The sequence below is a fragment of the Micromonospora sp. CA-246542 genome, from assembly GCF_050942905.1.
Lineage (GTDB): Bacteria > Actinomycetota > Actinomycetes > Mycobacteriales > Micromonosporaceae > Micromonospora.
In genome coordinates this window covers 6,623,880-6,636,889 of record NZ_CP192040.1, presented here as the reverse complement: position 1 = coordinate 6,636,889, position 13,010 = coordinate 6,623,880, and the positions used below count along the sequence as shown (strand labels likewise).

The following is a 13,010-nucleotide window of genomic DNA, read 5'->3' as shown; positions in this document are numbered from 1 at the left end:
GCGTGTCCTGCTCACGCCCGGCGCAAGGCGGCGCGACCCGCGAAGCGTGCCGAGTCGCCCAGCTCCTCTTCGATCCGGATCAGTTGGTTGTACTTCGCCGTCCGGTCGGAGCGGGAGAGTGAGCCGGTCTTGAGCTGGCCACAGCCGGTGGCCACCGCCAGATCCGCGATCGTGGTGTCCTCCGTCTCGCCAGAGCGGTGCGACATGACGACGGTCCAACCCGCCCGCTGGGCCGTCGTCACCGTGGCCAGCGCCTCGGTCAGGGTGCCGACCTGATTGACCTTGACCAGGACGGAGTTGCCGACGCCGGTGCGGATGCCCTCGCTCAGCAGCGTCTCGTTGGTGCAGAACACGTCGTCACCGGTGAGCTGGCAGCGGTCACCGACGCGGGCGGTCAGCTCGCGCCAGCCGTCCAGGTCGTCCTCCGCCATCGGGTCCTCGATCGAGACGATCGGGTATGCGTCGATGAGCGTCGCCAGGTAGTCGGCGTGCTCGGCGGGGGTGCGGCGCACTCCCTCGCCTACGTAGTCGTACACGCCGTCGCGGAAGAACTCGGATGACGCCGGGTCCATGACGAGGCCGATGTCCGTGCCGGGGCGGTAGCCGGCACCCTCGATGGCGGCCAGCACAAAGTCGAGCGCCTCCTCGGCCGTACGCAGCTCGGGCGCGAAGCCACCCTCGTCGCCCACACCCGTGGAGTGCCCGGCGGCCAGCAGATCGCGGCGCAGGGTGTGGAAGACCTCGCTGCCCATGCGGACGGCTTCGGCGAAGGTGTCCGCGCCCACGGGCACGATCATGAACTCCTGGAAATCGAGTGGGTTGTCGGCGTGGGCGCCGCCGTTGACGATGTTCATCATCGGCAGCGGCAGGAGGTGGGCGTCGGCGCCGCCCAGGTAGCGGTAGAGGGGCTGGCGGTGGGCCGCCGCGGCGGCCTTGGCGACGGCGAGGGAGACGCCGAGAATCGCGTTGGCGCCGAGCCGGGACTTCGTGGCGGTGCCGTCGAGGGCGATCAGTGCGGCGTCCAGACCCGCCTGGTCTGCCGCGTCGCTGCCGCGCACGGCCGCCGCGATCTCCCCGTTGACGTTGGCCACCGCGCGGTCGACGCCCTTGCCGTGCCAGCGCGTCGGGTCTCCGTCGCGCAGCTCCACGGCCTCCCGGGCCCCGGTGGAGGCGCCGGAGGGGACGGCGGCCCGGCCGAACGAGCCGTCCGCCAGCGTGACGTCGACCTCGACCGTGGGGTTGCCCCGGCTGTCGATGATGCGGCGGGCGGTGACGGTCTCGATGGTGGTGGTGACGGTTCTGGCTGCCGGTGCGGACATGGGAGGTCCCTTTCGTTGTCGCCTGCCGTGGCCCCAGCTGCGACAACGCTGGCGCTGGGCCCGACAGCGGCAAACCCTACAGCAATGCTGACCAGTTATGCTGAACAGCCCCGCTGAACAGTATTGCTGTGCAGGTCAGCTGCCCAACAGCGCTGACGAGCGGGGTAAAGTGCCCTGTGCCCACCTCGGAAGCCGCCGCCATCGCCGCCGAACTGCGTACCGCGATGGGCAAGCTCACCCGGCGCGTCAAGCACGAGGACCGCATTCCGCTGGGTCAGATCGCCGTGCTGGGCGCGCTGGACCGCGACGGTGCCATGACCACCAGCGACCTCGCCGCCGACCAGCGCGTACGCCCCCAGTCGATGGCGCGGGCGGTGGGGCTGCTCATGGAACAGAAGCTGATCACGCGACGGGCGCACCCCACGGACGGCCGCAAGTCGCTCGTCGAGCTGTCGGACGCGGGTCGGGCCGCCCTGGAGGCGGAGCGCAGCCGCAGAGCCGGTTGGCTCGCCCAGGCCATCGAGGCGGAACTCACGGATGAGGAGCGGGCACTGCTGGCACGCAGCGCCGCCCTGCTGGAACGGCTCGCCATGCGTTAGACGCTCCCGTCGACGGCAGGGCCGCCGTCGACGAACGTCAGGGTTCGGGCAGTGCCGCCCAGCCGAGGAACCGGACGTAGAGCGCCGCCGGAGCCGGGCCGTCGTGCGGGTTGAGCCGGTACAGGTCGCTGGCCGCGTCGTGCAGGACCGTGCACAGGTAGATGCTCAGGGCGATCCGGTCGTGGGCGTACTCCTGGCGGAGGGCGAGTCGGGCCAGCGCGCACGGCCACGGCGCGGCGCAGACCCGGCAGAGCCACAACGGCCGCAACGGCAGGTGCGGTCGACGGGGTACGGCCGCGCGGTCGTCCGAGACGGTCCGGGACATGGTGTGGGAGTCCTTTCGAGCTGGATCGCTGGCGACATCACCCCCGCACCCGATCAAGATCGTGCTCGATCCTGGATGTAGTGGCCTCGGCACGTGCGGAGGCCACTGTTTCCACGATCGAGCACGATCTTGCGGGGTGGGACCGCCCGGCACGGGGGTTCGGGCGGTCCCGGGCGATGCCGCTGGCCCGGGGGACGGGGAGCGGCGTCGCACTTCACAGTCTGGTGATCGGACGACTACGGTCGGAAGGGTTCGGCCGACCTGTCGTGGCTGCCCTGTTTTCGGTCGGTGCCGGCTCTGTTGGCCGTCTGGAATTGATCGCCGGCGGGTTGGAGAGTGGTCGGGCATGGCCGATGGGCAGATGACGGCGGCGGCGTTCCTGGTCGCGGAGCTGCGCCGGGCGCGGGCTCGCCGAGGCTGGAGCCAGGACGAGCTGGCCAAGGCGGTCAACTACTCGCCGTCGATGGTCAGCGCGGTCGAGTTGGGCCAGCAGCCGCCCACCGCGAAGTACCTGGAACTCCTCGACCGCGCCCTGGACACCGGCGGCCTCTTCAGCCGCATGTCCACCGAACTGGTCAGCCTGGACAAGGCTCAGGTCTGGCTGCGGGGTTGGCGTGCGATCCTCGCGGAAGCACGGGCGCTGCGCTGGTTCGACCCGCTGCACATTCCGGGACTGCTGCAAACCGAGGGCTATGCCCGGGCGATCTTCGAGTCCGATCGGCTGCTCGATGCCGAAGAGGTGGAGCGCCGGCTGGCCGACAGACTGGACAGCCAGCAGGTTCTTTACCAGGACCGGCCGCCGCACCTGGTCGCGGTAGTCGATGAGGCGGTGCTGCGGCGGCGCGTTGGCGGCCGGAAGGTGATGTGTGAGCAGGCTCTGCACCTGGCTCGACTGGGGACCGAGCATCCCCGGGTTCAGCTACATGTGGTGCCGCGCAGCGCGGAGGAATATCCCGGCCTGAACGGCCCGTTCATACTCGCCACGCTTGCCGACCACAGCGACCTTGCCTACCTTGGTGGTCAGATCGGCGGCCAGGAACTCGATCTGCCGGCAGATCTGCTCCGCCTACAGTGGACCTGGGAAGCGACCCTCGGGCAGGCGTTACCTCCGCAGGAGTCGATCGAGTTGCTGAGAGAAGTGGCGGAGTCGTGGAGCTGACCCGAGCCCAATGGCGGAAGAGTAGCCGCAGTGGTTCCAACGACCAGTGCGTCGAGGTGGCTACGGATCTGGGGGGCGTGGTCGGGGTGCGGGACAGTAAGGACCCGGACGGACCCGTGTTGGTGGTCGACGCGTACTCCTGGCGGCTCTTCGTGGTCGCACCCCCGCGCTGAAGCGACCGCCCTGCCCGCGACGGTGGTCGCGGGGTTTCCCGCGCGGATCTTGCGGCGGCCGGCGGCGGCCTGCGGGTAATCGGGTCGACGGTGTCCCGCAGCGGCGGGATGATCGGGTCTATGGGTGGAGAACCTCCGTCGACCGAGCGGCTGCGGATGCGCCGGTTGACGATGGCCGACGTGGACGCGTTCGTCGAGCTGGACGGCGATCCCGAGGTGATGCGGTTCCTCACCGGCGGCGTAGCGACCCCGATGGGGACGATCCGGGACGAGCAGTTGCCGAGGCTGCTCGCCCAGTACGAGCGGCATCCCGGCCTGGGTCGGTGGGCGGCGCTCGACCGGGCGTCCGGTGAGTTCCTGGGGTGGTTCGCGCTCGACCCGTCGGAGGACGGCACCGAGGCCGAGTTGGGCTACCGGCTGCGCCGCGCGGCGTGGGGGCGTGGCCTGGCGCCGGAGGGGTCCCGGGCGCTGGTCCGGTACGCGCTCGACGTCGTGGGCGTGCGCCGGGTGTGGGCGCAGACGATGGCGGTGAACGAGCGGTCCCGCCGGGTGATGGAGAAGGCGGGGCTGCGTTACGTGCGGACGTTCCACCTGGACTTCGACGACCCGATCCCGGGGACCGAGCAGGGCGAGGTGGAGTACGAGCTGCTGGCCGCCGACGTCGCTCAGGACCGGCCGGCGGCCTTGCGCGCCCGGTAGGCGGTCACGGCGGCGCGGTTGCCGCAGCCGGCCTCGCAGAACCGCCGCGACCGGTTGCGGGACAGGTCGACGACGACGTTGTCGCAGTCCGGGTGCTCGCAGATGCGCAGCCGGCTCAGCTCGCCGGTCCGGACCAGGTCGGCGATGGCCATGGCCGCCTCCACCGCCATGCGGGTGGCCAGCGGCGCGTCGCGGGGCACGGCGTGCAGGTGGTAGGGCTCGTCGTCGTGCTCGATGAGCTGCGGCAGCGCCCGGTGTTCGCGGAGCAGGCCGTTGATGATGTCGACGACCTCGGGCGGTTCGGCGTCCCAGATGCGGCGCAGGCGGGGGCGCAACTGTCGTACGGCGCGTAGTTCCGCGTCGGTGTGCTCGTGCCGCCCGCTGTAGGTGTGCCGGAGAAAGAACGCGTCCAGCGCGGCGATGTCGGGTAGCAGCTCACCGTCGCGACCTCCGGTGTTGACCAGCGCGGTGGCGGCGATCAGCGAGCATTCGGTGTCATGAGCGAATAGCAACTTGACTCCTGTCACGATGGCCGCCTAGCGTCATGGGCACAAGGATAGTTTGCCCATGACGCACGTGCCGCAGCGAGGAGCGCGAGATGCCGCAACGACCCGCCGTCGGCGCCGCGTTGGCGCTCCTCTCCGCCGTCACGTTCGCCACCTCGGGCACCTTCGCGCGCTCACTCATCGAGGCCGGGTGGTCGGCCGAGGCCGCTGTCGTCGCCCGGGTCGGGGTGGCCGCCCTGGTGCTCGCGATCCCCGCCCTGCTGGCGCTGCGCGGCAGGTGGCACGTGCTGCGCGACAACAGCTCCGCGGTCGTGATGTTCGGCCTGCTCGGGGTCGCCCTGGCGCAGGTGTGCTTCTTCAACGCCGTGCGCTACCTGCCGGTCGGCATCGCGCTCCTGCTGGAATATCTGGGCATCATCCTCGTCGTGGGCTGGATGTGGCTGCGGCACGGCCAGCGCCCCCGGCGGCTCACCGTGGCCGGCTCCGCCGCCGCGCTGTGCGGGTTGGTGTTCGTCCTGGACCTCACCGGCAACGCCGCCTTCGACCCGGTCGGCGTGCTCTGGGGGCTGGGCGCCGCGTTCGGCCTGGCCGGCTACTTCGTACTCGCCGGCCGGGTCGACCCCCGCCTGCCCTCGGTCGCCATGGCCAGCGGCGGGATGGCCGTCGGCGCGGCCGTGCTGCTGCTCATCGGGGTGACCGGGCTGCTGCCGCTGCGTGCCACGTTCGGCGAGGTCACCTTCGCCGGGCAGCGCACCACCTGGCTGCTGCCCATCGTCGGGCTCACCCTCGTCGCCGCCGTGATCGCGTACCTGGCCGGCATCGCCGGCAACCGGATCCTCGGCCCCCGGCTGTCGTCGTTCGTCGGGCTGACCGAGGTGCTGTTCGCCGTACTCATCGCCTGGCTGTTCCTGGACGAACTGCCCACCGCCTGGCAACTCCTCGGCGGCCTGCTGATCGTCGCCGGGGTCGCCCTGGTACGCCTCGACGAGCTGCGCGGCGTGCCCGCGCCCACCGCGCCCGAGCCCGCGCTGGCGGCCGGCACCCGGTGAGGTCGCTGTCCCGTGCGGTCGTCGTGTGGTGCGGTCGTCGCGTGGTGGGAGAGTGGGTGCCGTGCTGACCACTGTGGTGTTCGACGCCGACGAGACCCTGCTCGACCTGCGGCCCGCGGTCACCGGCGGGCTGGCGGCCGTCCTCGACGAGATGCGGCGTCGCACACCCGACGCGGCCGGCGTGACGCTCGCCGAGTTGGAGTCCGACTGGGGAGCGGTCTTCGGTGAGCTGAGCGCCGCCCCGGTTCTGGAGATTCGCCGCGCCGCGCTGGCCCGGTCGCTGGCCCGCGCCGGCCTCGGCGATCACCTCGACGAGATCGCCGACCTCTTCTTCGCCCGCCGGTTCGCCCTCACCCGGCCGTTCCCGGACGTTCCGCCGGCACTGGTGGCGCTGCGTCGCCAATACACGCTGGGCTTCGCGACGAACGGCAACAGCCGCGCCGAACGCTGCGGGCTCGCCGGTGAGTTCGCCTTCGAGGTGTACGCGCACGAGAACGGCCTGCCCAAGAAGCCCGCCCCGGAGTTCTACGCGGCGGTGGTCGAGGTCGCCGGGGTGCCCGCCGAGCAGATCGTGTACGTCGGCGACTCGTGGGAGCACGACGTGGTGGCGCCCCGACGGGCCGGCCTGCGGTCGGTGTGGCTGAACCGGCACGGGCTGCCCCGTCCGGCCGGTCTGATCCCCGACGCGGAGGTGTCCACCCTGGCCGAGCTGCCCACGGTCCTGTCGGATCTGCCGGCGGCATCGTCCGACCGGGTGGATCTGGGCGTCGGCCAGGGCGGATGAAGGACAGATTCACCGGCATAACGGACGTTCATCTGGCGGGAACCCGCCGGGTGTTGTGTGATGACGCCACGTCCCTCAACGAGAGGATTCGATGTGGTGAGCAAGCGCTTCACCGTCGGTGCCGTCGCGACCGCGGCGGTACTGGCACTTACGGCAGCGGGCCTGGGGGTACCGGCCAGCGCCGCGCCGAGCACGTCCCGCACCTTCACGGTGGTCGCCGAGGACGGGGTCGCCGTCGACACGGCGGTCGCCGCCATCCGGGCCGCCGGCGGCACGGTGGTGTCCTCGTCCGACGAGGTCGGCATGTTCCAGGTCACCAGTGACCGGGCCGACTTCGCGTCCCGGGCCGCCGCCGCGCCGACCCTGGTCGGCGCCGCCGAGCAGAAGGCCATCGGCCGCAAGCCGAAGCTGGACCGGGTCGAGCAGGAGCACCTGACGGCCGCCACCAAGGCCGCCGCCGGCGCTGCCGCCCGGCGCGGGGCCAAGATGGACCCGCTCGACGACAAGCTCTGGGGCCTGGAGATGATCCGGGCCGACAAGGCCCGCAAGATCGAGCCCGGTGACCGTCGGGTGACCGTCGGCGTACTGGACACCGGCGTCGACGCCAGCAACCCGGACATCGCGCCCAACTTCAACTGGGCGTTGTCGCGCAACTTCGCACCCGACCGGATCGACGTGGACGGCCCCTGCGAGGTGCCGAGCTGCCTCGACGCGGTGGGCACCGACGACGGCGGGCACGGCACCCACGTGGCCGGCACCATCGGCGCCGCCGCCAACGGCTTCGGCCTCTCCGGTGTCGCCCCGAACGTGTCGCTGGTCGAGCTCAAGGGTGGCCAGGACTCCGGCTACTTCTTCCTCGACCCGGTCGTCAACGCCCTGGTCTACGCCGGCCGCAACGGGATCGACGTGGTCAACATGTCGTTCTACGTCGACCCGTGGCTCTACAACTGCACCGCCAACCCGGCCGACTCCCCCGAAGCGCAGGCCGAGCAGCGGGCCATCATCAAGGCCATGAAGCGGGCGCTGGAATTCGCCCACAACAAGGGCGTCACCCTGGTCGGCGCGCTCGGCAACAACAACGAGGACCTGGGCGCTCCCCGTACCGACACGTCCAGCCCGGACTACGGCGCCGACCCGTACCCGCGCCCGATCGACAACAACAGCTGCTGGGACCTGCCCACCGAGGGCCCGCACGTCATCGGTGTGTCGTCGATCGGCCCGTCCGGCAAGAAGTCGGACTTCTCCAACTACGGCACCGAGCAGATCTCGGTCGCCGCGCCGGGCGGCTGGTTCCGCGACGGCTTCGGCACGGACACCTTCCGCACCGACGCCAACATGATCCTGTCGTCCTACCCGAAGCACGTGCTCCAGGAGGAGGGCTCGGTCGACGCCGACGGCAACATCGTCGCCGGGTTCGAGGAGTCCGTCTTCAAGCAGTGCAAGACCAACGGTGAGTGCGGCTACTACACCTACCTCCAGGGCACCTCGATGGCGTCCCCGCACGCCGCCGGTGTGGCCGCGCTGATCGTCAGCCGGTACGGCAAGCCGCAGGGTCGGGGTGGCTTCGGCATGTCCCCGGACCAGGTGGAGCAGCACCTCTACCGCACGGCGGCCGAGCACGCCTGCCCGGAGCCGCGCCTTCAGCAGTACCGCAACGAGGGCCGTGACGAGACCTACGACGCGTACTGCGCCGGTGGGCTCAACTTCAACGGCTTCTACGGGTACGGGATCGTCGACGCGTACGCCGCGGTGAAGACCCCGCTCAAGCTCAACGCACGCCCGTAACGCACCGCCTGCGGGGCCCGGTCGACACTCGTCGGCCGGGCCCTGCCGCTTGGCACGGGCGGGGCGATGATCGACCCCCAGCTCGCCGATGTGGCGGTGTCAGGTGGAGGAGATACCCCCACATCGGCGAGCTGGGGGTCGATCACGGCCGGCGTGGTCAGCGTCGCCAGCCGCGCGAGATCAGAGCCGACCGCACCTCGTTGAGCACGGCCGGGAAATCCCTGTGGAGCCTCCTGCTGGTCACGTGCAGCACCAACCAGCCCGCCCCGACAAGGAGATTGAGCCGCCGACGGTCGAGGTGCAGTTGCTCCGGGTCGGCGTGCCACCGGCCGTCGTACTCCACCGCCACGCGGAACTCGGGCCAGGCCAGGTCGGGATGGACCACCAACCCGCTCGGCAGCCGGATCGGGTGCTGGGTGACCGGTCGGGGAAGCCCGCCCATAACCAGACGCACCCGCAGTTGCGACTCGGGTGGGGACTGCGCCCCAGGATCGGCGAGCTCGAAGGTCCAGCACGCGCGCCGCCCGCCGGGCCGACCGGCATTGGCGGTGGCGACAGCGGTCAGCGCGGTGCGGGTGGTCAGGCCGGATGCGAGTAGCGAGTCCACGATTCCGACCGCGCGAAACGGATCCAACCAGACCGCCGTCTCCCACGCCGCTGATGCGGGATCGGTCCTGCGGAGGGTGGCGCTGCCGGGTAGGGGGCGCACTGACACGGGTGGCTGCGGGCGGGTGGTCGGCGCGGGCGACGGCTTCGTGGCGGCATCGGCGTCGGCCGTGTGTACGTGCAGGCCGGGTCGAGAATCGACGCGGGCAGCCTTCGGCACCAGCACGTGCACGTCGTCGTCGAACCCAGCGGCATGCTCGACGCCGTGTAGGTAAGCCGACGACGGGCCGGCGATCAGCGCCTGCGGTGGCAACCGTAGGGCCGCAGCGCGGCAGGCCAGTTCGTGATTGCGTTCGAGGCGGGCGTCCGCGTACACGTCATGGCGGAGGCGAACCCACGACGAGCCGCGTAGTTGGTGCCTGGTGATCAGGCCCTGTTGGGTCACTACGGAGCCACGGAAGACCTGCCAGGCGAGGGCGGGAGGCCGGTGCGGGTGTGGGGGCATGCGGCCAGCCTGTGACTTCCGAACTGGCGGCGGATACCCCTGTGGACACTGCCAGAGGCGGGCACCGCACGCGCCTGTGGACAACCACCGAGAAGCCGAGGGACGTGCTATACGGCGAGATCATCACCAGGCCGGGGTAGTGGTGCTATCGAAGGGCCTCTGATGGCGCCACATCGGCGAACCCGAGGGGTCAGCAGAGAATGGCTGCCACCGCCGTCGCGGCGGCCTGCACCTGAGGGCCGACCAGGGCGACGTCCAACGGGGCGAGCGCGACCACGCCGACGCTGGCCTCCAGGCCCGGTACGCCGAGCACCGGCGCGGCCACCCCGTACGCCCCGGACTCCAACTCCCCGCTGCTGCTCACCGGGTCGGCCGTGCCGCTCCGGCCGGCCAGGATGGCCCGACCCGCCGCGCCCCGGTCCAGGGGTGTCGCGCTCCCGTCCGGTACGCGACGTGGAACGACGTCCAACTCGGCTCGACCACCGCCAGGGCGACGCCCTCACCGCCGTCCACCACGGTCAGGTGGGCGGTCGCGCCGGCCTGTTCGGCGAGTCGGCGCAGCGCCGGCAACGCTCCCTCGGCGAGCAGCGGCTGGGCGCGTCGGGCCAGGTGCAGCACGCCCGCGCCGATCCGGAGTCGGCCATCGCTGCCCCGGCGCAGCATGCCGTGCGCGGTCAGCGGGCCGACCAGCCGGTAGACGGCCGCCCGGCCGACGCCGAGTCGGTTCGCCGCCTCGCTGACCGTCAGCCCGGTCGGCGTATCGGCGACCAGGTGCAGAAGCCGTAGACCCCGGTCGAGCGTCTGGGACGTCTCCCCGGTCCGGTTGGACCCTGCCGTCGCATCCACAGCACGCAGCGTACGACCCGGCACCGGCGGACCCGGACAGGCACGGACGGCTACCCTTGTACGGTGACGCTACGCCTGTATGACACCGCCACCCGATCGGTGCGGGACTTCGTCCCGCGGGAAGCCGGCAAGGTGGGGGTCTACCTGTGTGGTCTCACCCTCCAGGCGCCGCCGCACATCGGCCACCTTCGCTCCGGCGTCAACTACGACGTGCTGCGCCGCTGGTTGCTGGCCGCCGGCTACGAGGTCACGTTCATCCGCAACGTGACCGACATCGACGACAAGATCCTCGTCAAGGCGGGTGAGCAGGGTCGGCCGTTCTGGTCGATCGCGTACGCCAACGAGTTGATCCTCGCCGAGTCGTACCGGGCGTTGAACGTGCTGTCGCCCACCTACGAGCCGCGCGCCACCGGGCACATCCCGGAGATGCACGAGCTGATCACCAAGCTGATCACGGACGGGCACGCGTACCCGGCCACCGACGGCTCCGGCGACGTCTACTTCGATGTGGCGTCCTGGCCGGCGTACGGGTCGCTGTCGGGTCAGTCGCCGGACGCGATGCAGTCGGCCGGCGACGCGCCGGACCGGGGCAAGCGGGATCCGCGCGACTTCGCCCTCTGGAAGGGTGCCAAGCCGGACGAGCCGGCGGACGCGTACTGGCCGTCCCCGTGGGGGCTGGGCCGCCCGGGCTGGCACATCGAGTGCTCGGCGATGTGCTGGCGCTACCTGGGCCCGGAGTTCGACATCCACGGCGGTGGTCTGGACCTGACGTTCCCGCACCACGAGAACGAGATCGCCCAGTCCCAGGCGGCCGGGCTGCCGTTCGCCCGTTACTGGGTGCACCACGGCCTGCTCAACATCGGCGGGGCCAAGATGGGCAAGTCGGCGGGTAACGCCCTGGGCCTGGCGTACGTCGACTCGCTCGGCGTGCGGCCGGTGGAGCTGCGTTACTACTACGCCGCCGCGCACTACCGCTCGGTGATCGACTACTCGGAGGACTCGCTGCGCGAGGCGGCCACCGCGTACCGCCGGATCGAGGGTTTCGTCCAGCGGGCGACCGAGCGGGTCGGTGCCGGGCAGTTGGGCGACCTGCCGGCCGGTTTCGTGGCGGCGATGGACGACGACCTCAACACGTCCGCCGCGCTGGCCGTGCTGCAACAGCACCTCCGGGACGGCAACACCGCGCTGAGCGCGGGGGACGATGTGACTGTCCGCACCACCCTGGCCGTGGTACGGGCAATGCTGGATATCCTCGGGATCGACCCCCTCGACCCGGCCTGGACCGGTGGCGGCCGATCCGATGATCTGCGCGCCGTGGTGGACTCCCTGATCGCGCTGGCCCTGGAGCAGCGCGCGCAGGCCCGGGGCCGCAAGGACTGGGCTGCCGCCGACGCGGTACGTGACCAGCTCAAGCTGGCCGGCGTGGTGGTCGAGGACACCCCCCAGGGCCCCCGTTGGACTATTGGAGAGCAGGACTGATGGCCGGCAACTCGCAGCGCCGTGGCCGGCGACTGACGTCGAAGGCGGGTGCCCCCAAGGGCTCCGGCGGCAAGAACAAGGACTCCCTCGCCGGGCGGGGTCGCACCCTGCCCGCTGACGAGCGGCCGTGGCACAAGGGCTACTCGGGCACCGAGAAGCTGCCGCAGCGCACCGCCTGGAAGCAGGACAAGGAGCGCCGGGTGGCGGCCGAGGAGGGGCGTGCCCCGAAGATCGGTCAGCCGGGCAGCAAGGACACCACCTGGGGCAAGGGTGGCGGTCGGGGCGTACCGGTCGGTCGTGGCGCGACCGGCGGTCGGGGTGGCAAGCCCACCTCGCGGTCCGGTCCCCGGGTCTCCCCGGGGCGCAAGTCCAACCCGTCGAAGGACTCCCCGGAGCTGTTGGTCGGGCGCAACCCGGTGCTGGAGGCGCTGCGCGCCCAGGTGCCGGCGACGGCGCTCTACACGGCCCAGGGCATCGACGTGGACGAGCGGACCAAGGAGATCATCCGGACCGCCGCCGACCGGGGCATCGCCAACCTGGAGATCAGCCGGGCCGAACTGGACCGGATGACCGGTGGGGTGCTGCACCAGGGCGTTGGCTTGCAGGTGCCGCCGTTCGCGTACCAGCCCTTCGAGGACCTGGTCGCCGCGTCGCTGGAGCAGCAGGCCCCGCTGCTGGTCGCGCTGGACGGGGTCACCGACCCGCGCAACCTGGGTGCCGTGATCCGGTCGGCCGCCGCGTTCGGCGCGCAGGGTGTCTTCGTACCCGAGCGTCGTGCCGCCGGGATCACCGCGACCGCCTGGCGGACCAGTGCCGGCGCGGCCGCGCGGGTGCCGGTGGCCCAGGTCACCAACCTGACCCGGTCGCTGAAGGCGTGCCGGGACGCCGGCTTCATGGTGGTCGGCCTGGACGCCGACGGCGACACCGACCTGTACGACCTGGAGGCCGCCGTCGGCCCGCTGGTGGTGGTCGTCGGTTCCGAGGGGCGCGGGTTGTCCCGGCTGGTCGGGGAGACCTGCGACCTGACCGTCAGCATCCCGATGATCTCCGAGGTGGAGTCGCTCAACGCCAGCGTGGCCGCCGCGGTCACCCTGGCCGAGGTCGCCCGCCGCCGCTCGGTCGAGCTGTAACGACGTCGGCGAGGCCCCCTACCGCCCGAAAGCGGTAGGGGGCCTC

13 protein-coding genes and 1 pseudogene are annotated in these 13,010 nt (G+C 71.5%); 9 read left to right on the top strand and 5 right to left on the bottom strand.

What is annotated here, in order from left to right:
• Positions 1-11: 11 nt before the first annotated feature.
• Positions 12-1,319, bottom strand: a complete 1,308-nt coding sequence (gene eno / locus ACQP0N_RS30920; RefSeq protein WP_433116024.1) for a phosphopyruvate hydratase — start codon at positions 1,317-1,319, stop codon at positions 12-14.
• A 176-nt stretch (positions 1,320-1,495) separates the two neighbouring features.
• Between eno and ACQP0N_RS30915 the strand changes: the two genes are divergently transcribed.
• The gene (locus ACQP0N_RS30915; protein ID WP_234583379.1) at positions 1,496-1,918 is read left to right on the top strand and encodes a MarR family winged helix-turn-helix transcriptional regulator; all 423 of its coding nucleotides are present in this window, start codon (positions 1,496-1,498) and stop codon (positions 1,916-1,918) included.
• A gap of 37 nt (positions 1,919-1,955) precedes the next feature.
• On the opposite strand, the gene ACQP0N_RS30910 is transcribed toward ACQP0N_RS30915, so the two are convergent.
• On the bottom strand, positions 1,956-2,243 hold the full coding sequence (locus tag ACQP0N_RS30910; protein ID WP_433116022.1) for a hypothetical protein: 288 nt from the start codon (positions 2,241-2,243) through the stop codon (positions 1,956-1,958).
• 346 nt (positions 2,244-2,589) lie between these two features.
• Here ACQP0N_RS30910 and ACQP0N_RS30905 point away from each other — a divergent pair, with 346 nt between their 5' ends.
• From ACQP0N_RS30905 to ACQP0N_RS30895, 3 genes are all read left to right on the top strand, one after another.
• Positions 2,590-3,402 carry a helix-turn-helix domain-containing protein gene (locus tag ACQP0N_RS30905; RefSeq protein WP_433116020.1) on the top strand — a complete coding sequence of 271 codons (813 nt, stop codon included), beginning with the start codon at positions 2,590-2,592 and terminating at the stop codon, positions 3,400-3,402.
• The gene (locus ACQP0N_RS30900; protein WP_396800089.1) at positions 3,393-3,575 is read left to right on the top strand and encodes a DUF397 domain-containing protein; all 183 of its coding nucleotides are present in this window, start codon (positions 3,393-3,395) and stop codon (positions 3,573-3,575) included. Before ACQP0N_RS30905 ends, ACQP0N_RS30900 begins: the two co-directional genes overlap by 10 nt.
• A 120-nt stretch (positions 3,576-3,695) precedes the next feature.
• Positions 3,696-4,274, top strand: coding sequence for a GNAT family N-acetyltransferase (locus tag ACQP0N_RS30895; protein ID WP_433116018.1), 579 nt, complete (start codon positions 3,696-3,698; stop codon positions 4,272-4,274).
• Here ACQP0N_RS30895 and ACQP0N_RS30890 read toward each other — a convergent pair.
• Complete coding sequence (locus ACQP0N_RS30890) at positions 4,241-4,786, bottom strand: CGNR zinc finger domain-containing protein (protein WP_433116016.1); 546 nt, start codon at positions 4,784-4,786, stop codon at positions 4,241-4,243. The two genes, ACQP0N_RS30895 and ACQP0N_RS30890, sit on opposite strands and share 34 nt — an antisense overlap.
• 86 nt (positions 4,787-4,872) lie before the next feature.
• On the opposite strand from ACQP0N_RS30890, the gene ACQP0N_RS30885 reads away from it, so the two are divergent.
• The 3 genes from ACQP0N_RS30885 (at position 4,873) to ACQP0N_RS30875 (ending at position 8,398) form a co-directional block, all read left to right on the top strand.
• On the top strand, positions 4,873-5,829 hold the full coding sequence (locus ACQP0N_RS30885; protein WP_355050965.1) for an EamA family transporter: 957 nt from the start codon (positions 4,873-4,875) through the stop codon (positions 5,827-5,829).
• A gap of 61 nt (positions 5,830-5,890) precedes the next feature.
• A complete protein-coding gene (locus ACQP0N_RS30880) occupies positions 5,891-6,613 on the top strand; it encodes an HAD family hydrolase (RefSeq protein ID WP_433116013.1) in 723 nt (240 codons plus the stop codon).
• Positions 6,614-6,709: 96 nt separating this feature from the next.
• A complete protein-coding gene (locus ACQP0N_RS30875) occupies positions 6,710-8,398 on the top strand; it encodes a S8 family serine peptidase (protein ID WP_433116011.1) in 1,689 nt (562 codons plus the stop codon).
• A 157-nt stretch (positions 8,399-8,555) separates the two neighbouring features.
• On the opposite strand, the gene ACQP0N_RS30870 is transcribed toward ACQP0N_RS30875, so the two are convergent.
• Positions 8,556-9,509 carry a hypothetical protein gene (locus tag ACQP0N_RS30870; protein WP_433116010.1) on the bottom strand — a complete coding sequence of 318 codons (954 nt, stop codon included), beginning with the start codon at positions 9,507-9,509 and terminating at the stop codon, positions 8,556-8,558.
• 190 nt (positions 9,510-9,699) lie between these two features.
• Positions 9,700-10,364 (bottom strand): annotated as a pseudogene (locus ACQP0N_RS30865) (IclR family transcriptional regulator).
• Positions 10,365-10,418: 54 nt separating this feature from the next.
• Between ACQP0N_RS30865 and cysS the strand changes: the two are divergent.
• Together cysS and rlmB are read left to right on the top strand one after the other, a co-directional pair.
• Entirely contained in the window at positions 10,419-11,834 is a 1,416-nt protein-coding gene (gene cysS / locus ACQP0N_RS30860; protein WP_433116008.1) for a cysteine--tRNA ligase, read from the top strand.
• Positions 11,834-12,964, top strand: coding sequence for a 23S rRNA (guanosine(2251)-2'-O)-methyltransferase RlmB (gene rlmB / locus ACQP0N_RS30855; protein ID WP_433116006.1), 1,131 nt, complete (start codon positions 11,834-11,836; stop codon positions 12,962-12,964). Before cysS ends, rlmB begins: the two co-directional genes overlap by 1 nt.
• The last annotated feature ends 46 nt before the right edge of the window (positions 12,965-13,010 follow it).